The organism is Neorhizobium sp. SHOUNA12A, assembly GCF_023006505.1.
Taxonomy (GTDB): Bacteria; Pseudomonadota; Alphaproteobacteria; order Rhizobiales; family Rhizobiaceae; genus Neorhizobium.
Genome location: NZ_JALBGV010000083.1, coordinates 1 through 24,443, shown reverse-complemented (window position 1 = coordinate 24,443; position 24,443 = coordinate 1). Strand labels below are relative to the sequence as shown.

22 protein-coding genes and 1 riboswitch are annotated in these 24,443 nt (G+C 61.8%); of the genes, 6 read left to right on the top strand and 16 right to left on the bottom strand.

The genetic code is table 11. The features are described from left to right. Positions 1-409: hypothetical protein (locus MOV63_RS26360; protein ID WP_247038342.1), on the top strand; the 409-nt coding region annotated here is incomplete at its 5' end. A gap of 149 nt (positions 410-558) precedes the next feature. Here the strand turns inward: MOV63_RS26360 and MOV63_RS26355 are convergent. From MOV63_RS26355 to MOV63_RS26335, 5 genes are all read right to left on the bottom strand, one after another. After that, entirely contained in the window at positions 559-1,068 is a 510-nt protein-coding gene (locus tag MOV63_RS26355; protein WP_247038340.1) for an NUDIX hydrolase, read from the bottom strand. 122 nt (positions 1,069-1,190) lie between these two features. After that, positions 1,191-1,805 (bottom strand): ABC-type transport auxiliary lipoprotein family protein, encoded by a 615-nt coding sequence (locus tag MOV63_RS26350; RefSeq protein ID WP_247038338.1) that lies wholly within the window; start codon positions 1,803-1,805, stop codon positions 1,191-1,193. 37 nt (positions 1,806-1,842) lie between these two features. Continuing rightward, on the bottom strand, positions 1,843-3,213 hold the full coding sequence (locus MOV63_RS26345; protein WP_247038336.1) for an MlaD family protein: 1,371 nt from the start codon (positions 3,211-3,213) through the stop codon (positions 1,843-1,845). A gap of 8 nt (positions 3,214-3,221) precedes the next feature. Next, entirely contained in the window at positions 3,222-4,067 is an 846-nt protein-coding gene (locus MOV63_RS26340) for an ABC transporter ATP-binding protein (RefSeq protein WP_247038334.1), read from the bottom strand. After that, positions 4,067-5,176 carry an ABC transporter permease gene (locus MOV63_RS26335; protein WP_051900101.1) on the bottom strand — a complete coding sequence of 370 codons (1,110 nt, stop codon included), beginning with the start codon at positions 5,174-5,176 and terminating at the stop codon, positions 4,067-4,069. The genes MOV63_RS26340 and MOV63_RS26335 overlap by 1 nt, the downstream gene beginning before the upstream one ends. 154 nt (positions 5,177-5,330) lie before the next feature. Here MOV63_RS26335 and dgcA point away from each other — a divergent pair, with 154 nt between their 5' ends. Beyond that, positions 5,331-6,314 carry an N-acetyl-D-Glu racemase DgcA gene (dgcA, locus tag MOV63_RS26330; RefSeq protein ID WP_247038332.1) on the top strand — a complete coding sequence of 328 codons (984 nt, stop codon included), beginning with the start codon at positions 5,331-5,333 and terminating at the stop codon, positions 6,312-6,314. Here the strand turns inward: dgcA and MOV63_RS26325 are convergent. The 5 genes from MOV63_RS26325 to MOV63_RS26305 form a co-directional block, all read right to left on the bottom strand. Then, a complete protein-coding gene (locus MOV63_RS26325) occupies positions 6,284-7,471 on the bottom strand; it encodes an MFS transporter (RefSeq protein ID WP_038542812.1) in 1,188 nt (395 codons plus the stop codon). The two genes, dgcA and MOV63_RS26325, sit on opposite strands and share 31 nt — an antisense overlap. 108 nt (positions 7,472-7,579) lie before the next feature. Then, positions 7,580-8,383 carry a UDP-2,3-diacylglucosamine diphosphatase gene (locus tag MOV63_RS26320; protein ID WP_247038343.1) on the bottom strand — a complete coding sequence of 268 codons (804 nt, stop codon included), beginning with the start codon at positions 8,381-8,383 and terminating at the stop codon, positions 7,580-7,582. Positions 8,384-8,474: 91 nt separating this feature from the next. Next, complete coding sequence (locus MOV63_RS26315) at positions 8,475-9,242, bottom strand: glycerophosphodiester phosphodiesterase family protein (RefSeq protein WP_247038330.1); 768 nt, start codon at positions 9,240-9,242, stop codon at positions 8,475-8,477. Positions 9,243-9,250: 8 nt separating this feature from the next. Continuing rightward, positions 9,251-10,078, bottom strand: coding sequence for a carbohydrate ABC transporter permease (locus tag MOV63_RS26310; RefSeq protein ID WP_247038328.1), 828 nt, complete (start codon positions 10,076-10,078; stop codon positions 9,251-9,253). Beyond that, positions 10,065-10,934 carry a carbohydrate ABC transporter permease gene (locus MOV63_RS26305; protein ID WP_038542808.1) on the bottom strand — a complete coding sequence of 290 codons (870 nt, stop codon included), beginning with the start codon at positions 10,932-10,934 and terminating at the stop codon, positions 10,065-10,067. The genes MOV63_RS26310 and MOV63_RS26305 overlap by 14 nt, the downstream gene beginning before the upstream one ends. 182 nt (positions 10,935-11,116) lie before the next feature. Here MOV63_RS26305 and MOV63_RS26300 point away from each other — a divergent pair, with 182 nt between their 5' ends. The 3 genes from MOV63_RS26300 (at position 11,117) to MOV63_RS26290 (ending at position 15,707) form a co-directional block, all read left to right on the top strand. Then, the gene (locus MOV63_RS26300) at positions 11,117-12,376 is read left to right on the top strand and encodes an ABC transporter substrate-binding protein (protein WP_247038326.1); all 1,260 of its coding nucleotides are present in this window, start codon (positions 11,117-11,119) and stop codon (positions 12,374-12,376) included. Positions 12,377-12,554: 178 nt separating this feature from the next. Continuing rightward, positions 12,555-14,861, top strand: a complete 2,307-nt coding sequence (locus MOV63_RS26295) for an NADP-dependent malic enzyme (RefSeq protein ID WP_405029386.1) — start codon at positions 12,555-12,557, stop codon at positions 14,859-14,861. 144 nt (positions 14,862-15,005) lie between these two features. After that, positions 15,006-15,707, top strand: coding sequence for a hypothetical protein (locus tag MOV63_RS26290; protein WP_247038323.1), 702 nt, complete (start codon positions 15,006-15,008; stop codon positions 15,705-15,707). On the opposite strand, the gene bluB is transcribed toward MOV63_RS26290, so the two are convergent. The 5 genes from bluB to MOV63_RS26265 form a co-directional block, all read right to left on the bottom strand. Further along, positions 15,708-16,394 carry a 5,6-dimethylbenzimidazole synthase gene (gene bluB, locus MOV63_RS26285; protein WP_247038321.1) on the bottom strand — a complete coding sequence of 229 codons (687 nt, stop codon included), beginning with the start codon at positions 16,392-16,394 and terminating at the stop codon, positions 15,708-15,710. A gap of 93 nt (positions 16,395-16,487) precedes the next feature. After that, positions 16,488-16,677: riboswitch (cobalamin riboswitch) on the bottom strand. A gap of 27 nt (positions 16,678-16,704) precedes the next feature. After that, positions 16,705-17,541, bottom strand: a complete 837-nt coding sequence (locus MOV63_RS26280; RefSeq protein ID WP_247038320.1) for a TolB family protein — start codon at positions 17,539-17,541, stop codon at positions 16,705-16,707. Between the two features lie 9 nt (positions 17,542-17,550). Then, positions 17,551-19,224 (bottom strand): NAD+ synthase, encoded by a 1,674-nt coding sequence (locus MOV63_RS26275; RefSeq protein WP_247038318.1) that lies wholly within the window; start codon positions 19,222-19,224, stop codon positions 17,551-17,553. Between the two features lie 60 nt (positions 19,225-19,284). Beyond that, complete coding sequence (locus tag MOV63_RS26270) at positions 19,285-19,695, bottom strand: GFA family protein (protein WP_247038316.1); 411 nt, start codon at positions 19,693-19,695, stop codon at positions 19,285-19,287. Positions 19,696-19,855: 160 nt separating this feature from the next. Beyond that, the gene (locus MOV63_RS26265; RefSeq protein WP_247038314.1) at positions 19,856-21,229 is read right to left on the bottom strand and encodes a class II 3-deoxy-7-phosphoheptulonate synthase; all 1,374 of its coding nucleotides are present in this window, start codon (positions 21,227-21,229) and stop codon (positions 19,856-19,858) included. 260 nt (positions 21,230-21,489) lie between these two features. Here MOV63_RS26265 and MOV63_RS26260 point away from each other — a divergent pair, with 260 nt between their 5' ends. Then, the gene (locus tag MOV63_RS26260; RefSeq protein ID WP_247038313.1) at positions 21,490-22,830 is read left to right on the top strand and encodes a TadE/TadG family type IV pilus assembly protein; all 1,341 of its coding nucleotides are present in this window, start codon (positions 21,490-21,492) and stop codon (positions 22,828-22,830) included. A gap of 25 nt (positions 22,831-22,855) precedes the next feature. Here the strand turns inward: MOV63_RS26260 and gor are convergent, their stop codons facing one another. Continuing rightward, positions 22,856-24,244 (bottom strand): glutathione-disulfide reductase, encoded by a 1,389-nt coding sequence (gene gor / locus MOV63_RS26255; protein WP_247038310.1) that lies wholly within the window; start codon positions 24,242-24,244, stop codon positions 22,856-22,858. Between the last annotated feature and the right edge of the window lie 199 nt (positions 24,245-24,443).

The following is a 24,443-nucleotide window of genomic DNA, read 5'->3' as shown; positions in this document are numbered from 1 at the left end:
GGCACCGCGTGCGGCCGAGCCGGCCCCCGCTCCGCGCGGCAACGGCGACAACCGCAACCCCCGCCATATGGTGGAATCGCTGAATTCGCTGTCGGTGGATATCGCCCGCGCCATCGATCATGACGCATCGGTCGACCTGTGGCGGCGTTACCAGCGCGGCGAACGCGACGTCTTCACCCGTCGCCTCTACACGCTGAAGGGTCAGCAGACCTTCGACGAGATCAAGCGCAAGTACGACCGCGAACCGGAATTCCGCACCGCCGTCGACCGCTACATCGCCGATTTCGAAAAGCTGCTCGCCGACGTTGCCCGCACCGACCGCGACAAGACGGTAACCCAGAGCTACCTTACCTCGGATACGGGTAAGGTCTACACGATGCTGGCCCACGCCGCCGGCCGGTTCAACTAAGAGCCGGATCTGAACAACCGATACCTAGAAAGCCGCCTTTCGGGGCGGCTTTTTTGTTGGCGAATCGATACAGGTTCCGAGAATTTGAGGGGCCGGTTGAGACGGGCAACGTCTCCAATAACCGGAAGAGCTGTCGCTCCGGAAGGGCTTCAGGCGGCCGAGCGATCGCGGTGAACGATGTGCTTCATCTCTCCCGGACTGGTGTTGAGAAGCCTACGGAGAGGCCGAGGCTTCAGGTCAAACGCATTCAAATTATCAAGCGTTGGCAGCACCCACCGAAACTCCAGATCGGTTTCACCGTCACGACTGCGATGTATGATCTCGTGTTCGTCGAAAGCGAGGGGACGTGACAGCTTAGCCTCGAAGTAAAAGCCGATCTCATGAGCTTTTCGACCGCCGAGTTCAAAGAAGTTTTCGATTACGAAGCGGAGCTGTCCGATGCTGGCTCCGCAACCGATTTCTTCTTCAATCTCGCGCGCCAATGCATCCGCACCTGCCTCATGAAATTCGACCCGCCCTCCGGGCAAGGCCCAAAAGGGATCGCTTACGGCACGGTGAATCAGGATATGCCTGTTGGACCAGATCAGTGCACCAGCCCGGAACTGGAAGCGCGAGGAGCCACAGTCCAAGACTATCATCGTTCTGCCGTGGTCATCCATAGCTTCAACACCAGCTTTCTAAAATCGCGGAATTGACTATCAGCCCGTTCCGGTGCGCATCAGCAGCGATCTGATTGGATACGAACGATTTTACCCGCCGGAACCGATAGGTCCTGCGAGCATCACATCGACTTCAGCGACCAGTCGACGATCTCCGCGCCGACCTTGGCGAAGGCGCGATCCAGGGCCTCGATGAAATTGCGATTCTCGGCACCCGAGACCGGGGCCGTCGCCTTGAACACGCTCTGGGCGCGCACCGTGCCGTTACGGTCGTTGAGGATTTTGGCCGAGATTTCAACGTTGGCGAGACGGGGGCTGCCAGCGGTCACCTCGAAGGCGCGGATATCGGTGACGACCTGGTAATCGATTGCCAGGCCCTGCCCCGGCTTGCCGACGCCGCCGAGACGGCCGGAATTTTCGAAGGCTTCGACGAGCTTCGACTGGACGAGCGCCGGCAGGCGGTCGCCCCAGCGGGAATCGGCCAGATACTGGATTTCGGAAGCTGAAACGCGCACAACGACCTGTTCGCTGTTCAAGAGCTTGAGCGCTGTCGGTTCGGGCACCAGGATCTGCCGGTTGCGGGCGGATTGGCCCTGGCCGGACGGGGTGATCGACAGATCGAACGTGTCGTTGTTGGCCTTGCTGCCGCAGCCAGCCAACAGTGCCGCGACAAGCGGCAGCGCAAGCAGAACCGGGGCACGGGCCGCGCGTCGCATCAGAACCTCCGAACCGGTCATCAAAACCCCACTCTTTCCAACACTGAAAATGCCCCGCCTACCGCCGCGTTCTGCCGTCATATTGCTTCACCGTCTCGCCGCCGAAGATCAGCCGCTGCGGGTTCTGGTCGAAATTGTTGATCGTCTGATCGAGCGACTGCACCGTGCGGCGCGCGTCGTTGACCAGCGTCTGGATGTCCCGCAGGCCGCCCGCCGAAAAACGTGACAGGTTGTCGGCGATCGGACCGACCCGGCCATTGATATTGTCGGCCATGGTGCGGAAGGATTCGAGCGTCTTGCGCGCCTCGGCAAACAGGCCTTGCGAGTCGTCGCTCGACACAAGCCCGTCCACCTTTGCAAGGATACCGTCGACGCGGCTCGAAGCGTCGTTGAGCTTCTTTGCCAGATCGGTGAAATCGCCGATCGCGCGGTCGATATCGTCCTTCCGATGGGCGAAATTGTCGACCACGCCACGGGCCGAGCCGATGGTCTGGCGAGCATCCTCGGAAGCGGCGGTAATATTGCGGATCGTGGTGGCGACCTGATCGGTATTGACGGCACCCAGCACGCCATCGGCACGTTTCAGAAGGGCCTGGGCGTCCGAACCCGCCTTTTCGAAGTTGGCAGCAGCGTTTCTGACATTGGTTACCAGGTCGTCGAACTTATCCGAGGCTGTGGCAATGTTGCGGGTGGCGCGCTCGGTGTTGGAGACCACGGCATTGATCTTTTCCGCGTCGATCGCCTTCACCAGTCGTTCGGCTGCGATAAGGGTAGAGTTGAGCGTTCCAGAGACCCGGTCGATCGTCGCCGAGAGCGTCGAGAGGCTGTTCAGGAACTTGTCGATGCTGTCGGAATTCTGGGCAAGCGCCGACGTGAAAGTCTCGACGTTGCGGATGGTCTGGGTCAACGGACCCCGTGCGTCGGCGACAAACCCCTGGATGTCGCCGATCGCTTTGTCGGCGCGTTCGAGGATCTTGTCGGCGGTGGCGAGCAGATTGGTGACGCTCGACTGTTCGGCGATCAGCACCGCAGGCCGGCCGTTCTCCATCGATTTCTGGAGGATGTTCTCCTCCCCCTTGGCGCCGCCGGAAAGCTCGATATAGGCCGCACCCGTCAGGCCCTGCACTTCGAGCGCCGCCTGGGTGGACTGATAGACCGGAGCATCGGCCCGCACTTCGGTGAACGCGATCGAATAACGCGGATCGTCCGGATCGATGGTCAGGCTGCGAACCGAACCGACCGGAATACCGTTGAACCGGACCGGAGAGCCGACGGATAAGCCGTTCGCCGATCCGGGGATGCGGATCGCCAGTTCGGCCGTCGGTCCGCCACGGCCCGATTGCGCCATCCAATAGACGAAGCCGAAAGCGGCAGCGATCACCAGCAAGGTGAAGAAACCGACAAGGGCGTAGTTGGCTCTGGTTTCCATAGATTACGTCACTCTTTTACTTCTGCCGCAGGCTGCTTTTCTTGGACCACGACTGATCGCGCCCGCTTGCCGCGGAAATAGGACTGTACCCATGGATCGTCACAGGCAAACATATCCTCAAGCGTACCCTCGACCAAGACCCGTTTCTCGCCAAGCACAGCAATTCTGTCGCAAACCGAGAACAGGCTGTCGAGGTCGTGTGTCACCATGTAGACCGTCAATCCCAGCGTATCGCGCAGCCTGGCGATCAACGCATCGAAATCGGCAGCGCCGATCGGATCGAGGCCGGACGTCGGCTCATCAAGGAAAACGAGGTCGGGATCGAGCGCCAGGGCACGTGCAAGCGCAGCGCGCTTGATCATGCCGCCCGACAGTTCGGATGGGTATTTGTCTGCCGCATCAGGCGGCAGGCCGACCATCTCGATCTTCAGGTAGGCAAGTTCGTCCATCAGCGACTGCGGCAGATCGAGATATTCGCGCATCGGCAGCTGGATGTTTTCCTTCACCGTCAGGGCCGAGAACAGCGCTCCATGCTGGAAAAGCACGCCGAGCCGCGTATCGAGCGCCATGCGCTCGTCTTCCGAGACGGTGTCGTAATCGGCACCGAGAATGTGGATCGTGCCGGAACGGTGCGGCAGAAGGCTGAGCACGGTGCGCATCAGCACCGATTTGCCGGTGCCGGATGCGCCGACGAAACCCAGGATCTCGCCGCGATAGATGTCGAGGTTCAGGTGGTCGAGCACCAGCTTATTGCCGAAGCCGACCGTCAGGTCGCGCACCGACAGCACCACCTGCCGGCCGTTCGACTTGTCCTTGATGGCGGTCTGCGGCGTCTCTTCCAAACCGTTCTCCATCAGAAGTCGATCGCGGAATAGAAAAGGGCGAACATCGCATCTATGAAGATGACGGCGAAGATCGACTTCACCACCGAGGTGGTGACGTGCTGGCCGAGCGATTCGGCGCTGCCGCCCACCTTCATGCCTTCGACGGCGGCAACGATGCCGATCGCCAGCGCCATGAACGGCGCCTTGATCATGCCCGAAGCGACGGAGGTATGGTCGATCGCCTCGTGAAGGCGCGACAGATAGGTATCGAAGGTAATGCCGGAATAGGCAAATGCGACGACGGCCGCCCCGAACAACGCCGAAAAATTGGCAAGGATCGTCAAGAGCGGCAGGGCCACCGTCAGCGCCACCAGGCGCGGGAAAATCAGCACGCCGACCGGATTGAGGCCGATCACCGTCAAGGCGTCGATCTCCTCGCGCATCTTCATCGAACCGATTTCGGCGGTGATCGCACTACCCGAACGGCCGGCGATCATGATCGCCGTCAGGAGCACGCCGATCTCGCGAAGCTGCAGGATACCAACCAGATCGACGACGAAGATTTCGGCGCCGAAGTAACGCAGCTGGAAGGCGCCCTGCTGGGCGATGATCGCGCCGATCAGGAAGGACATCAGCACGATGATCGGCACGGCGCGCACGCCCATGCGGTCGATATGGGTGACGACCGAGGCCGGCGAGACGCCAGCGCCACGGCCGAATTTCATCTGCGCACCGCGGACCGCCGATCCCAGGATGTGCATGGCCGCGTAGAAGTCGCCGCCGAGCGAAACCATCACCTCGCCGACCGGCGCAAACAGCCGTTCGAACAGGTTTCCCTTGTTTGCGCCGTCTGCAGGCGGCGCGGGAGTATGTTCGGGCAGCACGTCGATCAGTTCGCGGATTGGGCCTTCGCCGCCGACCAGGGCCGGTTCCCCGTCCTGCCCGCCCTTGGCAGTCATCAGTCTGCGGATGAGCCAGGCACCGGCGGTATCGACGCCGGTTATGCCGGAAAGATCGATCTCGACCTTTCCGCGGTTCTTGGCATGCTCAAACCGCTCGAACTCCTTGAGCACAGGCGCAATCGTCGGGCCGCGCCATTCGCCAGCCAGCACGTACCGTTCACCGTCGCCGCCGGGCATATCTTCGGCCTTGATTTCGGCTGGCTGGGACGTCACGTGTTTCTTTCGCGCTTCAAGCTTGTCAGGAGTTTCAACACGATGCGGTTGATCGCACTTTCGAGACCGGCAATATAGCTGCGTCATAGGGATTTGCCACAACGGGACGCGTAAAACCATGAGCCGTCACCTCGAAGCCACAATAGAGACGTTTCCAATCTCCGGGTCGTTCACGATTTCCCGCGGCTCCAAGACCGAAGCGGAAGTCATCACCTGCGCCGTCAGTGAAAACGGCATTTCCGGCCGCGGCGAATGTGTGCCTTACAAGCGCTACGGCGAAAGCCTGGACGGTGTGATGGCGGAGATCGAATCGGTCGCCGATGCCATCCGTGCCGGCCTGACGCGCGAAGAATTGCAGAGGCGGATGAAGCCCGGCGCTGCGCGAAACGCCGTCGACTGCGCCCTTTGGGACCTTGAGGCGAAGCTCGGCGGACGGCGCGTTGCCGATATGATCGGCGCCACCAGCCGTAAACCCTTCGTCACGGCCTTCACTTTGTCGCTGGGCGAACCCGAGGCTATGGCAGCCGAGGCGGGCAGGAACGCGCAACGGCCGCTTCTCAAGGTCAAGCTCGGAACCGATAATGACGAAGCACGGCTGAAGGCCGTTCGCGACGCCGCGCCGGCAGCGCGGATCATCGTCGATGCCAACGAAGGCTGGACGGAGGAAAACCTCGCCCGCCATATGGCGATTGCCGCCGAAACGAATGTGTCGCTGATCGAACAGCCATTGCCCGCCGGCCAGGATGCGGCACTTGGCCGTATCCGCCGCCTCGTTTCCGTCTGCGCCGATGAAAGCGTGCATGCCACCGAGGACCTGGAAAACCTTCGCGACCGCTACGACGCGGTCAACATCAAGCTCGACAAGACCGGCGGCCTCACCGAGGCACTGGCGATGAAGGCGGAAGCGCAGCGGCTTGGATTTGCCGTGATGATCGGGTGCATGGTCGGCTCCTCGCTTGCCATGGCGCCGGCCGTTTTGCTTGCCCAGGATGCGGACTACGCGGATCTCGACGGGCCGCTGCTGCTGGCTCGCGACCGGCCGGGCGGGCTGCGCTATGAAGGCTCTCTCGTCTATCCGCCGGAATCTGACCTCTGGGGCTGAAGTTTCGCTGCAAATGCAATGATCGACAGGCCGACAAGCGCCAGGACGGACATGGCAACATAGCTGGTCAGGCCGAACTGGCGGTAGAGCACGCCGGAAAGCACCGTCGACAGGCCCAGGAAGACGCCATTGTAGAACACATAGGCACCCTGCATCGAGGCCTCCTGATCCTCTCGCACCGCCTCGACCAACCGATGCTGGATGCCGATATGCACGAAGGCGAAGGTGAAGGCGTGGGTGGCCTGCAGCGCCAGATATCCCCAGAAATCGAGCGGCATCGGAAACAGGGTCCAGCGCAGCACCGCGACCGCACAGCCGATTCGCATCAGCGTCCACGGCGAAATCCTTCGCGCAATCCAGCCGGCGGCGAAAAAGACCAGGATTTCCGACACGACTGCAGCGCTCCAGAGCACGCCGATCGAGCCGCTTGAAAACCCGACCTGCTGCCAGTGAATCGTGCCGAACGTATAGAACATGCCATGCCCTGCCTGCGCCACCGACGCGCCGATCATCAGCACGTGCAGGTCGAGCCTTTTCAGCGAACTCGGCTGGGGCATCCTGTCGGGGTCCGGCCTGATAACCGCCCGGCCGAGCCTGGGCGCCGCGAACGCCACAGCGACGGTCAGCAGAAAGCCGACCGCTATCGCCGATGGAATGGCCTGCAAACCCAGGAAGCCGCGCATTTCGCCGACAAGAAGCGTCACGGCCACGAACCCGACGGACCCCCAGACGCGCATCGAGCCATATTGAAAGCCCCAGCGCCGGACACCGCTCACGGCAATCGATTCGACGATTGGCGCATAGGGTGCGAAGACCGCAGCCTGAATGGCGACGATGATCAAGACCGGCCAGAAGTCGCGGGTGAAGAACATGGCGAATGCCGTCAGCAGCGACAAGGCGCCGGACCAGGCAAGCATCAGGGTCCGTTCCGTCATACGGTCGGCAAGCAGTCCCGCCACCGGAGCGGCAGCCACGCGCAGGAAAAGCTGCGAGGCAAGCGCGATGCCGATTTCGAATTCGGTGAAGGCCAGCCCGTCGAGCCAGACGGGCAGATAGGGTAGAATCACGCCATTCACCCCGAGCGGCGCCCCATAGGCGATCGCACAGCGCAACTGGAAGAACCGGGGCGCTGTCTGCGCCGTATTTGAGGGAATCACGATTTCACGGGTGGGTTGCTGAAGTTTCAGCTTACCTAACACACACCCTCATGCCTGCCTATGGCAAGAAATGGCCCTCTGACCGGCCCGCCGTCTGTCGCGGGCCACTCAGGCGGCCCGCATGTCCCCGACGGATTGCGGCGCCGGCAAGGCCTTGATCTCGGCCGTCGCGACGATGTCCTGCCAGGAAATCATTTCCAGCGTGCCATCGAAATTCTCGGCGATCGCAGTGCAGCTTTCCACCCAGTCGCCGGTGTTGACGTAGTGGATGCCGTCGATGTCCTCCATCACGGCGTGATGGATGTGGCCGCAGATGACGCCGTCGACGTTGTTGCGACGGGCTTCGTCGGCGACGACCCGCTGGAACTCGCCGATGAAATTGACGGCGTGCTTGACCTGCAGCTTGGCCCATGCGGAGAAGGACCAGTAGGGCATGCCGAGACGGCGGCGAATGGCGGCAAGCCCGATGTTGATGACGATCGCGGCATCATAGGCCCAGTCGCCGAGATAGGCGAGCAGGCGTGCATTGCGGACCACGACGTCGAATTCGTCGCCATGCAGGACAAGGTATTTCTTGCCGTCGGCCATTTCGTAGATTTCGCGCTCCGCGACTTCGATGCCGCCGAAATGCGTGCCCGGGAAGGAGCGCAGGAATTCGTCGTGGTTGCCGGGAATGTAGACGATGCGGGTGCCCTTGCGCGCCTTGCGCAGCAGTTTCTGGACCACGTCGTTGCAGCCCTGCGGCCAATACCAGTTGCGCTTCAGCCGCCAGCCGTCGACGATGTCGCCCACTAGGAAAATGGTCTCCGCCTCATGATACCGCAGGAAATCCAGGAGGAAGTCCGTTCGGGCGGCCTTGGAGCCCAGATGAACGTCCGAAATGAAGAGCGTTCTGAAATGCCTTGTATCCATCTCACCGGTCACGAAGTCGTCCTTTCGCTGCCGCTTCTGATGGCTTCAAAACCAGACTCGTGTTTCAGGATGATGACAGGATGCCGCATGACTACCTCATCTCCAGTTCGGCACGGGTCGCAATCGCGATATCCGGGCGATCGGTGGTGAAGCTCGCGATACCGAGATCGAACATCCGCGTTGCCATTTCGATGTCGTGCGCGGCCCATCCGTGGATGATCACGCCGCGGTCGCTCAACGGGGCAATTGCGAGCGCGGAGATCATTTCGGCGCGAATGCCGATCTCGAAAACTCCATAGGCGGCCAAGGCGGCGTCAATGCCGACCCAGCCCACCTGGCGGATGACTGCCGGCGAGCAGAGCCATACGAAGCCGAGAAGCTCCGAAACATTGTGGCCGGCCGCCTCAAGCGCCTTTCGGAAGGCGTCGAGCCGCTCCAGCGAGAAACTCGTCACCATGCAGCGGGAAAGCATGCCGCTGGCGACCAGCCGCTCGACAATCGCCTCCTCCATGCCCTCGTAGGCGGTCCCATCCGGCCGTGTCTTGATCTCGAGGCGCAGGTCGACCAGCGACAGCGCGAAGATGTCGATCACCTCGTCGAGGGTCGGAATGGTTTCACCTGCCGCGCCGACGATGACGAATTTCGACAGTTGTTCGTAGGTGAGCCTGCCGATCTCGCCCTTGCCGTCGGTCATCCGGTCGATCGTTGCATCGTGGTGGACGACCAGAACCTTGTCGGCAGTGTGGTGGACGTCGAATTCGACGAGTTCAACCGGCAGCGCGGCGGTCTGGCGGAAGGCGAGCCTGGAATTTTCCGGCCACAGATGGGTGCCGCCGCGATGGGATGCGATCTTGGTCATTCGAAACCTCACTTGATGCCGCCGAGACCCGCGCCCTGCACTAGCTGGCGTTCGGCAAATAAGAAAAACACGATGCTCGGCAACAGGACTACGCAGCTCGCCGCAAGGATCAGGGGCCAGTCGGTAAACGGCTGTTCGCGCACCGACGCCTGCAGGTTGGCGAGCGCGATCTGCACGGTCTGCGTATCGCCGCGCAGCACGATCAGCGGCCAGAGATAGGAGTTCCACTGGGCGATGAAGGCAAACAGCGCCATCGAGGCGATCGCCGCCCAGCAGATCGGCACGATGACGTCGACCAGGATCTTGAAATGGCTGGCGCCGTCCAGGCGTGCCGCCTCCTCGTAGACCTTTGGCACGCCCATGAAATGCTGGCGCAGGAAGAAGGTCACGAAACCGGAGGCAAGCTGGGGCAGCACCGCCGCCCAGATGCTCGGCACCAGCTTCATCTTGGCCATCAGCAGGTAGTTGGGAATGATGCAGATCAGTTCCGGAATGGTCAGCGTGCCGAGCACCGCCCAGAACAGCATGTTGCGGCCGCGGAACTCCATGCGGGCAAAGGCATAGGCCGCAAGGATCGAGGTGATCATCGTACCGACCGTCGTCGACAGCGCGATTATGATCGAGTTCATGAAATAGGCGCCGAGACCTGCCTCGGTGAACACCCGTAGATAATTATCCGGATGCAGCGACCATTCGGCGACATTGGGATTGAGGAGGTCGGACGGTGCGAGCAGCGAGGCGCCGATGCCGATCAGGAAGGGGAAGACCACACCGAGGCCGAGCAGCGCCGCCCCCGCCCAGCCGAGGAAATGGAGGAGACGATCAGGAAAGGTCATAATTCACCTTGTCCCTGGCAAAGGCGAGCTTTGCGAGCGTGATGGCGACCAGCCCGAGGAACAGGAGCACGGCCAATGCCGATCCTGTCGAGATGTCGAACAGGGTAAAGCTCAAATAATAGAGGAAATTCATCAGAACGTCGGTGCCGTTGGCCGGCCCGCCGCGGGTGATGACGTTGACGAGCGTGAAGATCTGAAAACTGTCGATCACCGAGACCACGAGCAGGAACAGCGTGGTCGGCGCGACCAATGGAAAGGTGATGTCCCTGAAGCGGCGCCAGCGCCCTGCCCGGTCGATGCGCGCCGCTTCGTAATAGTCGTCAGGAATTGCATTGAGCCCGGCAATGAACAACAGCGTATCGTAACCGAGCTGTTTCCAGATCGCCACAATGCCGACCGCGACCAGCGCCAGGTTGACATCCTGCAGCCAAGGAACCTTACCGATGCCGATGGCGCCGAGCGTCAGGTTGATGAAGCCGATATCGGTGTTGAACATCCAGCTCCAGATCACCGAAATCGCCACGGAACTGGTGACATAGGGAAGGAAATAGACGCCCCGCAGCAGCCGTGCAAAAGCATGGCTTTCCCTCAGGAGATGGGCAAGCGCGAGCGCCAGGATCAGTCGCGGCGGCACGCTCACCAGCATCAGGAGAAAGGTCACCCAGAGGGAATGATGGAACTGGTCCGAGCCGAACAGCTCAAGATAGTTGTCGAAGCCCACATATCTGGAGCGGCCGTTGAGGATATTGGTCTGGTGGATGCTGAGCCAGGCGGAATAGACGATTGGCCAATAGATGAAGAGGCCGAGCAGCCCGACACAGGGCAGAAGATAGAGATAGGGCCTCAATATCCGCATCGCGTTCCAACGTTTTCCTAGTGTCATGCTTCGACTTAGCGGCCCAGTGCGAAAGTCTCGTGACATTTTCCACTCCCCCGCGTCATTCGCCTGTAACGTCCCCTTCCTACCCTCTCGCGATAGCGGTCTGGGCCGTCGAACCGGTATTTCAACCGCCGTTTCAACGAAAAGGAGAGAATGGGATGTTGAGGAAACTGCTTATCGCGGCCGCCGTCGCGGTGCTTGCGGGCCAGTCGGCTCTTGCCGCCCCCGTCGAAATCACCTTCTGGCATTCGCTCCCCAAAAAGGGCACGGACGCGGTCAACCAGATCGTCGACAAGTTCAACGCTTCGCAGAGCGAATACAAGCTGAAGGCCGAATATACCGGAATTTACGACGACACGACCACCAAGTTGCAGGCCGCCATCCCGGCTGGCCAGGCACCGGACCTCATGATGCTGGAGGTCACCCGCTACGGCCTGTTCGCCGATTCCGGCGTGCTCGAGCAGCTCGACCCCTACCTTCAGAAGGAAGGCGCCGAATTCCTTGACCAGTACCAGTCGTTCGCGCTTGAAGGCCCGAAATATCTCGGCAAATCCTACGTGCTGCCGTTCAACGTCTCGACACCGGTCATGTACTACAACAGGGACGCTTTCCGCGCTGCGGGTCTTGACCCAAATGCACCGCCGAAGACCTGGGATGAACTGCGCCAGATGTCCGCCAAGCTCACGGTTCGCCAGGGCAATGACGTCAAGCAGTGGGGTGTCATCGGTCTCGGCCAGTTCGTGCGCTGGGCCTTCGTTGCACAGGCTGGCGGCGAATGGGTCAGCCCCAAGGACAATTCCGTGCTGATGGATAGCGATGCCTCGATCGGCGCCTATACCTACATGGCCGATCTGATCCGCAAGGACAAGGTTTCGCCGGAAGCAGCGGCGATCAACGAAAGCCTCGGCAGCCAATATTTCACTAGCGGCCAGGCTGCGATCAATTTCGACTCTACCGGCGGTTTCGGCGCGCTCCGCGGTGCCGTGAAGTTCGATCTCGGCGTTGCCCCGCTGCCTTGCGGCGTCAAATGCGCTGCCCCGATCGGCGGTGCGACGATCGGCATCAACTCGGCCTCCGACGAAGCCCATCGCAAGGGCGCCTGGGCGTTCCTGAAATTCATCTCGCGCCCGGAAATCAATGCGATCACCTTCGTCGAGACCGGTTACCTGCCGATCATGAAGAAGACCGCCGACGTCGACATCGCCAAGAAAGCGATCGCTGAAGAGCCCGGTTATTCGGTTGCCATCAAGCAGCTCGACGTGGCCTTTGTGCGCTCGCGCCCGCCGGCAATGCCGGCAATCCGCGCCAAGGAACCGTCGGTCTGGGAAGCGATCGTGCTCGGCAAGACGCCGGAAGCACAGGCCCTGAAGACCTTTGGCGCCGAAATGCGCACCATGCTGTCGAAAAGCGGCGGCTGATAGGAAGAGCGTGACATAAGGGCCTTGACCCAGACGACGAAAAGCCCGGAGAGGCCAAGCGCCTCTCCGGGCTTTGTTTTATTCGGCGAGGCAAATATCTGGGATGGACCCCCGTTCGATTTGTTGTATTGAGGGACCCATTCCCGAGAAAGACGCCGAGGTCGCAATGACATCGAATATGCCCGTAACTTCCCCAGCCAATGCCGATCTCGACGAGCAGGCGCTGTTCTTCCACCGCTATCCGCGGCCCGGCAAGCTGGAGATCCAGGCGACCAAGCCGCTCGGCAACCAGCGCGACCTGGCGCTTGCCTATTCCCCGGGCGTTGCGGCACCGTGCCTGGCGATCCGCGACAATCCGGATATGGCGGCGGACTATACTGCCCGCGCCAACCTCGTCGCCGTCGTTTCGAACGGCTCGGCGGTGCTCGGTCTCGGCAATATCGGCCCGTTGGCTTCAAAGCCGGTGATGGAAGGCAAGGCCGTCCTCTTCAAGAAATTCGCCGGCATCGACGTGTTCGACATCGAGATCGACGCGCCCGGCATCGAGGCGATGGTCTCGACGGTTTCGGCGCTGGAACCGACCTTCGGCGGCATCAACCTCGAAGACATCAAGTCTCCGGAATGTTTCGAAGTCGAACGCCGGCTGCGCGAAAAGATGAACATCCCGGTCTTCCACGACGACCAGCACGGCACGGCGATCATCGTCGCTGCCGCGGTCCTCAACGGGCTTGAGCTCGCCGGCAAGAACATCGCCGACGTGAAAATCGTCACCTCGGGCGCGGGTGCTGCGGCACTCGCCTGCCTGCACCTCCTCGTTTCGCTCGGCGCGAAGAAGGAGAATATCTGGGTCCACGACATCGAAGGCCTCGTCTATGACGGCCGCAATACGCTGATGGACGACTGGAAGGAAATCTACACCCAGAAGTCCGACAAGCGCGTGCTTGCCGACAGCATCGGCGGCGCCGACGTGTTTCTGGGCCTGTCCGCCGCCGGCGTGCTGAAGCCGGAACTCCTGGAGCAGATGGCCGACAAGCCGCTGATCATGGCGCTGGCCAATCCGACGCCGGAAATCATGCCCGAGCTTGCCCGCGCCGCCCGTCCCGACGCGATGATCTGCACTGGCCGGTCGGACTTCCCGAACCAGGTCAACAACGTCCTGTGCTTCCCCTATATCTTCCGCGGCGCGCTTGATTGCGGCGCCCGGACGATTAACGAGGAAATGAAGATGGCGGCGGTCAAGGCCATCGCAGCGCTTGCCCGCGAGGAAGTTTCCGACGTCGCGGCGCGCGCCTATTCCGGCGAGTCGCCGATTTTTGGCGCAGACTATCTGATCCCCTCGCCCTTCGATCCACGCCTCATCTTGCGCATTGCGCCTGCGGTCGCAAAGGCAGCTGCCGAGACCGGCGTCGCATCCCGGCCGATCCAGGATTTCGAGGCCTATCTCGACCAGCTGAACCGCTTCGTCTGGCGCTCCGGTTTCGTCATGAAGCCGATCTTCAGCGCCGCCAAGGTTTCGGAAAAGAACCGCGTTATCTTTTCCGAAGGCGAAGACGAACGCGTGCTGCGCGCAGCCCAGGTTCTGCTCGAGGAAAAGACCGCGACCCCGATCCTGATCGGCCGTCCTTCCGTCATCGAGGCGCGGCTTGCCCGTTTCGGCATCCGCATTCGCCCGAACGTCGATTTCGCGGTGGTCAACCCGGAAGACGATCCGCGCTACCGCGACTATGTCGACGAATATTTTGCGCTGGTCGGACGCGAAGGCATCAATCCGGAAGCGGCGCGCACGATCGTGCGCACCAACAATACGGTAATCGGTGCGCTGGCGGTCAAGCGCGGTGATGCGGATGCGCTGATCTGCGGCGTCGAGGGCCGTTATGACAAGCACCTCAGCGACGTGAACCAGATCATCGGCAAGCGTCCGGGTGTCTGCGCGTTCTCAGGCCTCAGTCTGGTGATTTCCCAGCGCGGTGCGATGTTCTTCACCGACACGTTCGTCAACTACAATCCATCCGCGCAGGAAATTGCCGAGATCACCATTCTGGCGGCAGAGGAAATCCGCCGGTTCGGCATCGCCCCTAAGGCGGCGCTGATCTGCCACTCGAATTTCGGCTCGCGCGATTCCGAAAGTGCGCAGAAAATGCGGGCCGCCCTGAAGCTGGTACGTCAGCGGGCGCCGGAGCTGGAAGTGGACGGCGAAATGCAGGGTGGTTCGGCATTGTCGGAAACGCTGCGCAAGCGGGCCATGCCGGACAGTTCGCTAACCGGCGAAGCCAACCTGCTGGTTTTCCCGAACCTCGATGCGGCCAACATCTCGCTCGGTCTGGTCCGCAACCTCACGGATGCCTTGCATGTCGGCCCGATTCTTCTCGGGGCGGCCCAGCCGGCGCATATCCTGTCGTCCTCGGTCACGTCGCGCGGCGTGGTGAACATGGCGGCGCTCGCCGTCGTGGAAGCATCGCAACCAAATCTGCAATTTCAATCCTGAGTTGCAAAACTCTCTCGATGCGATGATTTGAGCCCTGCCCGGGGCTCAACCGGCCCTTGGGTAGATTTCGCCATGCGGTGGTCTCGGCTTTATGAGATTATCAACCGGCACGTTCCATGATGTCATCTTCCAGTAAAGGAGAGGATGCCGGAATTGCCGATACCGCTTCGCGGCCTGCTGACCATACCGCTCTTGCTTTTGCCTGCCGCAGCGCTGGCGGGAGACCCCGCCGTTTGCGCAGCGCTCTACCGGAAACTTGGAAACAGCCCGGAAATCATCGGCAACACGTCCGCGGCGCGCTCCTACGCCCAGCAGCTCGGCGAATATAATGCCGATATCCGCGAACTGCGGGTCGACATGCGCCGAGCCGGCTGCGGCAACGGCAGCGTCGTGGTTCTCGGCGGCCCCAATGCCGAGGTCTGCGGCCAGATGCGGGATGCGCTGGGAAGAATGGAGCAGAGCCGCGATACGCTGATGGCGGAACGCAACGGTTCGCGGCAGATGATCCTGCCCTCGGAAGAGCGGAATGCCATTCTCGCCGCCATTCGCGAACAACGCTGCACCCCCTCTTTCGAGCCGTTGCCGCCTGTAATCGACGATAAGCGAAAGGTGCCGGGCATCGAACTTCCCAGGCAAGAGGAGCCTTATTCCGGAATTACCAACCTGCGCACCCACCCGCCGCAAAAGCCGCAGGCGACCGCAGTCCCGCCGCCAGTGCTCACACCACCGCCGGAGCGGCCATACGACCCAAACAAAAAGGTGCGCACCGTCGGGCCGACCTTCCTGCCCGAAGCGGGTATCGATCTCACCAATCCGAAATCGGCAGGACCACAGCCGCAGCAATAGTCAGCGGCTGTCCCATCGGTCCTGAAAGATCAGCGCGTCCAGGCCTAAACGCTGGCGCCAGCCCTTGAGCGCCAGTTCGGGTTCGCCGTAGAGCCGATCGACATAACCGAGGCAGAGCCAGGCGACGATCTCGACACGGTCGGGAATACCGAGCAGTCCGCGCACGTCCTCGTCGCGGAAAATGCTGACCCAGCCGACACCGACGCCCTCGGCCCTTGCCGCCAGCCACAGGTTCTGCACGGCGCAGACGGTCGAATAGGCATCCATGCGCGGATTGTGGGTCCGGCCGAGCACGACCGGACCGGCGCGGTCCGGATCGCAGGTAACGCAGATCGACAGCGGCGCCTTGACGATGCCTTCGAGCTTGAGACTGCGATAGAGATCGCGGCTTTCCTCGGCAAACATCTCCACGGCCTCGTCATTGGCACGCGAAAAGGCAGCCCGGGCGGCCTCGCGTACCGCCGGATCGCGGATGAGGATGAAATTCCAGGGCTGCATGAAGCCGACCGAGGGTGCGGCATGAGCGGCGCCGAGCAGCCGCATCACCAGGTCGTCCGGCAGCGGATCGGGCAGGAACTGGTCGCGCACGTCGCGGCGTGTCTCGATCGCCCGGTAGACGGCGGCGCGTTCGACCTTGGAAAACTCGCCTGCAGGCAGCAAGGCATGCGCGAAAGGATCAGTCTGCATCGTCAAGTCCCCAACAATGCCGTCGCTCCCTTGCCTTCCCGGCTTGAAGCCTTTGGGCAAAAAGAGGTTCGAAACCTTTCCGCCGTCCGCGCGGGCTGGTCTATCTCGTCAGGCCGGTCTTCTGACTTGGCTTCATCCGCCCGCACCGCCGCCTTCCCGGTTTCCCAGTGGCTTTCATATATTGCGGCCGAGCGTCCACCTCACAGCGTTGGGCACGTTCCGGTTCCACCCCGGATTCCCGATTCTCCGGCTTGTCGCCGGCACCTGACAGGATCGTTTATGCCCTCACGCTATCGTCGGCGCAAGGCGCTCATGCGATGGGGAAATAGCGCACATAGGCAAACTCATCGCCATCAGGCGACCAGTTCGGCGAATTCATCGTGCCCTGCCCGCCGAAGAGCTCGAACAGCGTTTCGACATTGCCGCCGTCCATGTCCATCAGCCTGACGCGGACGTCAAGATCGCGCGGATGGTCGAAGACATCGGCGTCGTAGGAGACAAAGACGATCTTGTCACCCTTCGGTGACGGATGCGGAAACCAGTCGCCGTAACCGCCGTCGGTGATCCGCTCGGCGACGCCGCCGGCGGCCGGAACGCGCCAGATCTGCGTCAGCCCGGTGCGACTTGAATTGAAATAGATCCATTTCCCGTCCGGCGAAAAATCCGGCCCGTCATTGCGGCCCTCACCGAAGGTCAAACGCGTCTCTGCGCCACCTTCAATGCCGATCGTATAGATATCGAACTCGTCCCCGCGGATGCCGCAATAGGCGAAGTTTTTTCCGTCCGGCGACCAGCCATGCCAATAGGACGGCAGGCTCCGGGTCACCAGCCTCGGCACGCCGCCGCCGGCGGGAAGCACATAGATCGCCGACTTGCCTAACTCTACCTTGTCGGAAATGGCGATCAGCGAACCGTCCGGCGAAATGCCGTGGTCGTTGTTACATTGGCAGGCGAACCCGGTATCGACCAGTTCAGGCCCATCATCACCCTCCGGTGACAGACGATAGATCAGGCCCTCGCTGTTGAGCATTAGGTAGCGCCCGTCCGGCGACCAGTTGGGCGCTTCGAAGAGGGCTTCCGTCTGCCAGACCACTCGCATCGCCCTCGTCCGGATATTAAAGATCTCGACCGAGCTGCGCGGGGCCATGATCCTCTCCTACCGGTCGCGGAAACGATTGGTGATCGGATAGCGCCGGTCGCGGCCGAAGTTTTTCTTGGTGATCTTGACGCCCGGCGCCGATTGGCGCCGCTTGTATTCGGCGAGATAGAGCAGGTGCTCGATCCGGTGAACGGTGGCGATGTCGTGGCCGCGGGCGACGATCTCCTCAGTGCCCATCTCCAATTCGACGAGGCATTCGAGAATGTCGTCGAGCACCGGATAGGGCGGCAGCGAATCCTGGTCGGTCTGGTTGGGTCTGAGTTCCGCGGACGGGGCCTTGGAGATGATGTTCTTCGGGATCACCTCGCCGCTTGGGCCAAGAGCCGTCGGCGGCAGGTGTTCGTTGCGCCAGGCGGCCAGCGCGTAGACCTGCATCTTGTAGAGGTCCTTGATCGGATTGAAGCCGCCGTTCATGTCGCCGTAGAGCGTCGCGTAGCCGACCGACATTTCCGACTTGTTGCCGGTCGTCACCACCATCGAGCCGAACTTGTTGGAGATCGCCATCAGGATCGTGCCGCGGGCGCGGCTCTGGAGGTTCTCTTCGGTAATCCCCTCGTCGGTTCCTTCGAACAGCTCGGCCAGCGCTGACGAAAAACCGTCCACCGGCTCGGCGATCTGCACGATGTCGTACCGGCAGCCGAGCGCCCTGGCGCAATCGGCTGCGTCCTTCAGCGAATCCTCGGAAGTGTAGCGATAGGGCAGCATCACCGTGCGCACCCTCTCCTCGCCCAGCGCATCGACAGCGATCGCCGCGCAGATGGCACTGTCGATGCCGCCGGACAGGCCGAGAACGACCGACTTGAAGCCGTTCTTGTTGACGTAGTCGCGGAAGCCCAGAAGGCAGGCACGGTAATCCGCCTCCTCCTTTTCCGGAATGCGGGCCATCGGTCCGCGGGCGCAATGCCAGGTCTCGCCAATCCGTCTCCATTCGGTGACGGCGACGGCCGCCTCGAACTGGCTCATCTGGAAGGCGAGCGACTTGTCGGTGTTGAAGGCGAAGCTTGCGCCGTCGAAGACCAGTTCGTCCTGACCGCCGAGCTGGGCCGCGTAGATCATCGGCAGGCCGGTCTCGATCACCTGCTTCAGAACGACCTGATGGCGAATATCCACCTTGCCGCGAAAATAGGGCGAACCGTTCGGCACGAGCAGGATTTCCGCTCCGCTTTCCGAGAGTGTCTCGCAGACACCGAGATCGCCCCAGATATCCTCGCAGATCGGAATGCCGAGCCGCACGCCGCGGAAATTGACCGGGCCCGGCATGTCACCGGCGACGAAAACGCGCTTTTCATCGAACTCGCCGTAATTCGGCAGGTCGATCTTGTCGCACACGGCGATCACCTTGCCGCCGTCAAGCACGGCGATCGAATTGTGCCGGCCTTCCTTTCCCTGACGTGGGAAGCCGATGATGACGCCGGGGCCGCCATCTGCCGTATCGGCGGCAAGCTCTTCCACCGCCTTCAGGCAGGCGTTGAGGAAGGCCGGTTTCAGGACGAGGTCTTCCGGCGGATAACCGGACAGGAAGAGCTCGGTGAAGAGGATGAGATCCGCCTCTTCGCGGGCGGCATCCCTTCTGGCTTCTCGGGCCAGCGCCAGATTGCCGGCGATATCGCCGACGGTCGGGTTGAGCTGGGCAACGGCGATACGAAATGTCTGGCTGATATCCTGGGTCATGGTACCGATTTAATGTCCGCAGCAGACCGCGGCAACGTTGTTCCGAGAGTTTTTTATGGTTCAGGCGGATGCGGGACGATCGCCCGGATAATGCGGCACGCCGTCCTCCGGCAGTTCGTAGAAATCTCCCTTGTCGGCGCAATAGATATGCTCGCCCATGACAAGGCCGCTCGGCTGATCGAAAGCGCCCGCCAGGATCGAAATGCTCGCCGCGCCCTCCGCCTGCCAGAACAGCGCAGAGCCGCATTGCGAGCAGAAGCCGCGCCGCGCTTCATCGCTGGCGCGATACCAGCTCAGCGCTTCCTCGCCTTGGAGCGTCATGTTTTCGGCACGAACGCTGGTCGCCGCATAATAAAGCCCGGTCTGGCGGCGGCATTGCGAACAATGGCAGGCCGTGACACTCCGCAGCGGACCCACCGTCTCAAACCGGATCGCACCGCACAGGCAACGACCGCTGTTCTTCTGCTGCATGCACCATCCTCGACGAAGCGACGCCCCAGTGTCGCGGGCGTGGGCCGCGAGGTCAAATCTATTCCGCTGATGATGATCATCAACGGAAGCTATATCAAGATACGGAAAGGCCGGCGTCGCCGCCGGCCTTCTTCGATTTTCAACGATCATGCGCGGCGGTTCAGCCGTTGACGACCATCCGCTTTTCGTCGCGGCCACTCTTCATCCGCTCGGCGAGCAGGAAGGCCAGTTCCAGTGCCTGGTCAGCGTTGAGGCGCGGGTCGCAATGGGTGTGGTAGCGGTCCTGCAGGTCGCTCGCCGTTACTGCCCGGGCGCCGCCGGTGCATTCAGTGACGTCTTTGCCGGTCATCTCGATATGGATACCGCCCGGATGGGTGCCTTCGGCGCGGTGGATCTGGAAGAAGCTTTCGACTTCCGACAGGATCCGGTCGAACGGCCGGGTCTTGTAACTGTTGAGCGTGATCGTGTTGCCGTGCATCGGATCGCAGGACCAGACGACTTTTTTGCCTTCCCGTTCGACGGCACGGATCAGCTTCGGCAGCGAGTCGGCGACCTTGTCGTAACCGAAACGGCAGATCAGCGTCAGACGACCGGCTTCGTTCGTCGGGTTGAGCGCGTCGATCAGTTCGATCAGGTTGTCGGCCTGCAGCGACGGGCCGCATTTGAGGCCGATCGGGTTCTTGATGCCGCGGAAATATTCGACATGCGCATGGTCTAGCTGGCGGGTGCGGTCGCCGATCCACAGCATGTGGCCTGACGTCGCGTACCAGTCGCCCGAGGTGGAGTCGACGCGGGTGAACGCTTCTTCGTAGCCGAGCAGCAGCGCTTCGTGGCTGGTGAAGAAATCCGTCTCACGCAGGCTCGGCTGGTTTTCCGCAGTGATGCCGATCGCCTTCATGAAATCCATGGTCTCGCTGATGCGGTCTGCGAGCTTGCGGTAACGTTCGCCCTGAGGACTATCCTTGACGAAACCGAGCATCCACTTGTGGACGTTTTCGAGATTGGCGTAGCCACCCATCGCGAAGGCGCGCAGCAGGTTGAGCGTCGCTGCCGACTGACGGTAGGCCATCATCTGGCGCTCCGGATCGGGAATGCGCGACTCCGGCGAGAACTCGATGCCGTTGATGATATCGCCGCGGTAGGACGGCAGTTCGACGCCGCCTTGCATTTCGACATTGGACGAACGGGGCTTGGCGAACTGACCGGCGATGCGGCCGACCTTGACGACCGGAAGCTGGGCGCCATAGGTCAGCACGACCGCCATCTGCAGGAACGAACGGAAGAAGTCGCGGATATTGTCGGCACCGTGTTCGACGAAGCTTTCGGCGCAGTCGCCGCCCTGAAGCAGGAATGCATTGCCTTCCGCGACACTGGCGAGCTGCTTCTTCAAGCGACGGGCCTCACCGGCAAACACGAGCGGCGGAAAGGTGGCGAGCTGGGCTTCCGTCGCTGCCAGCGCGGCCTTGTCCGGGAATTCCGGGACCTGCTGGATCGGTTTCTGCCGCCAACTGCTCGGAGTCCAATTCTGTGCCATCTCGTTCACCTGTTTCAGCCTCGGCCATCCTCCGCCGGGCAAGTCTTTAAAATCGAGGCGGCTTATAAACCTTAACAGCACCGTTGCATAGCCGTTTTGCCCGCTTTCATCGCCACTCGTCCGCGCCATATTCGGAGCAGCCGGTCGGATCGCATGCAGTGTGAAATCGGGACATGCGCGGGTTTTTAATATCGTTCTTAGCCACAACTTCACGAATTTGCGCGACGCTCCGCCGAAAGTTTCTTGCTGGGGAGCAGGCGATGCATCCGATGACACGTCTATGGAAAGATCGCCGCGGCAATTTCGGCGTCATGACCGCGTTGCTGCTGGTTCCGCTGATCGGCACCGCTGGCATGGCGCTTGATTTCGGCCACGCACTTACCATCAAGCAACAGCTCATCGGGGCAGCCGATGCGGCCGCTGTCGGCGCGGTAGCCGAAAAATCGAAAGCCGTCGCCCAGGCTATGCAGTTGCAGGGCGACGGAAGCGTGGCGCTCGATCCGGCCGAGGCCCGAAGCATCTTCCTCGGCCAGATGTCCGGTGAGCTTTCCACCCTGCCCGTCAGCGTCGATATCGCCCTGGTGAAGACCAACGGTATCCTGACCTCGCGCGTATCATTCAGCGCCACCTTGCCGACCACCTTCATGACAATCCTCGGCAAGGATGACATCACCGTTGCCGGCCAGGCGACCGCGCAATACCAGACGCCCTCGTTCATCGACTTCTACATGCTGCTCGACAACACGCCGTCGATGGGCGTGGGGGCGACGCCGGCAGACGTGACCAAGATGCAATACGCCACGCGCCTGGGATCTGATGGCAAGGGCAAGGATGCGAACTGCGCCTTTGCCTGCCACATCGTCTCGGAGGACGGCGTCGAGGACCCGAACAGCTATTACAACGTCGCCAAGAACAACAACGTCACGACCCGCATCGACGTGGTGGCAGCCGCAACCAAGGCGCTGATGGCGAAAGCCACCGATACCCAGACGGTCGCAAACCAGTTCCGCATGGCCGCCTACACATTCGGCAAGACCGCCATGGATGCGAAGCTCTTCAAGGTCGCAAACCTCGATTACAATCTGGGCGAGGTCAGCAAGGCGACCAACCAGATCACTCTGATGAGCATTCCCTATCAGAACTACAACGATGACCAGCAGACGAGTTTCGACGACGCGCTGAAGGGTATCAACACTGAAATCAAGGATGTGCCCGGCAACGGGACCAGCAATATCGACCGGCAGAAGATCGTCTTCTTCGTCGCCGACGGCGTGGGCGACAGCTACAAGCCGAAGGGCTGCACCAGTCCAAAGGGCGCCAGGAACGGCACCCGCTGTATCGAGCCGATCGACATCACCACCTGCGACGCGCTCAAGCTGCGCGGTGTCCGCATCGCAGTTCTCTACACGACATATCTGGAACTGCCCGAAAACGACTTCTACAAGGCTTGGGTCGCACCCTTCCAAGGCACGATCGCCGCCAAGATGGAGGCATGCGCCACGCCGGGCCTTTTCTTCGAGGTCAGCCCGACGCAGGGCATTACCCAGGCCATGCAGACGCTTTTCCTGAAGATCGTCGCCACGCCGCGCATCACCAGCTAGTGCCGCGCCAGAGCCCGGGCGCGCGTCAGACGCGCTCGCCGTTCTTCATCCGGTAGCTCGGGTTGTACATGGTGACGAGTTCTTCCGAAGCCGTCGGATGCACCGCCATGGTGCGGTCGAAATCGTCCTTGGTGACACCGGCCTTCAGCGAGATGCCGAGAAGCTGCGCCATCTCGCCGGCGTCGTGGCCGAGGATGTGGGCGCCGACCACCTTGCGGCTTTGCGCATCGACGACCAGCTTCATGATCATCTTCTCAGCCCGTCCCGAAAGCGTCGCCTTCATCGGCCGGAACTCGGCGCGGTAGACTTCCAGCTCCGGATAACGCTTGGCGGCCTCCTCTTCCGACAGGCCGACCGTGCCGATCTCGGGCTGCGAGAAGACGGCGGTCGCGATCAGGTCGTGGTCCGGGGCGGTTGGATTGTTCCTGTATTCGGTTTCGACGAAGCACATCGCCTCGTGGATCGCCACCGGCGTCAGCTGTACCCGATCGGTGACATCACCGAGCGCATAGATATGCGGCACGCTGGTGCGGGAATATCGGTCGACGACGATGGCGCCACGCTCATTCACCTCGACGCCCGCGGCTTCGAGGCCGAGCCCCGTCGTGTTCGGATCGCGGCCGAGCGCCAGCATGATGGTGTCGACGGCGATCGTCTCGCCGTTCATCGTCCTGGCGACAAGTCCACCGGCTGCCGCCTTGGTTACCTCCTCGATCACATCGGTCAGAACGATGCGGATACCCTTCTCGACCATCGCCTTGTGCAGGCCCTGGCGCATGTCGTGGTCGAAGCGCGAGAGGATTTCCTTGCCGCGATAGATCAGGGTCACGTCCACGCCGAGGCCGTGGAAGATGTTTGCGAATTCGACAGCGATATAGCCGCCGCCAGTGATCAGGATGGAGCGCGGCAGTTCCGGCAGATCAAAGGCTTCGTTGGACGAGATGCAGAGTTCGTGGCCGGGCAGCGCCGCATGCGGGTTGGGCGCCCCGCCGGTCGCGATGACGATCTTTTCGGCGGTCACCGTCTTGCCGGTCTTCACGAGCCGGACCGTGTGGGGGCCGACCAGTTCGGCGCGGGTTTCGAGGATTTCGGCGCCGTTGTTTTCCAGGCCCTTGCGATAGAGGCCTTCAAGGCGGGCGATCTCCCTGTCCTTGGCGGCGATCAGCTTCTTCCAGTCGAACGTGCTCGCCCCGACGTCCCAGCCGTAACCAACCGCATCCTCGAAATGCTCGTGGTACTGGGAGGCATAGACGAAGAGCTTCTTCGGTACGCAGCCGCGGATGACGCAGGTGCCGCCGAAACGATATTCCTCGGCGATCGCCACCCGCTTGCCTAGCGATGCTGCCACGCGCCCGGCCCTCACGCCGCCCGATCCGCCGCCAATCACGAAGAGATCATAGTCATAGGCGGTCATGGTATTCTCCTTGAGAGCAGGCGGCGGGATGTGGCTCACATATAGGGACGGGAACCCCAAAAGGAAAAGCCCGGATTGTTCCGGGCTTCCATAAAATTCAGCGGATCGAGGGATCGATCAGGGTTTGGGTGCAGGAGCCGGAGCCGGCTTGCCAGCCGGAGCAGCGGGCTTGGCCGGAGCGGTCGCGGCCGGAGCAGCG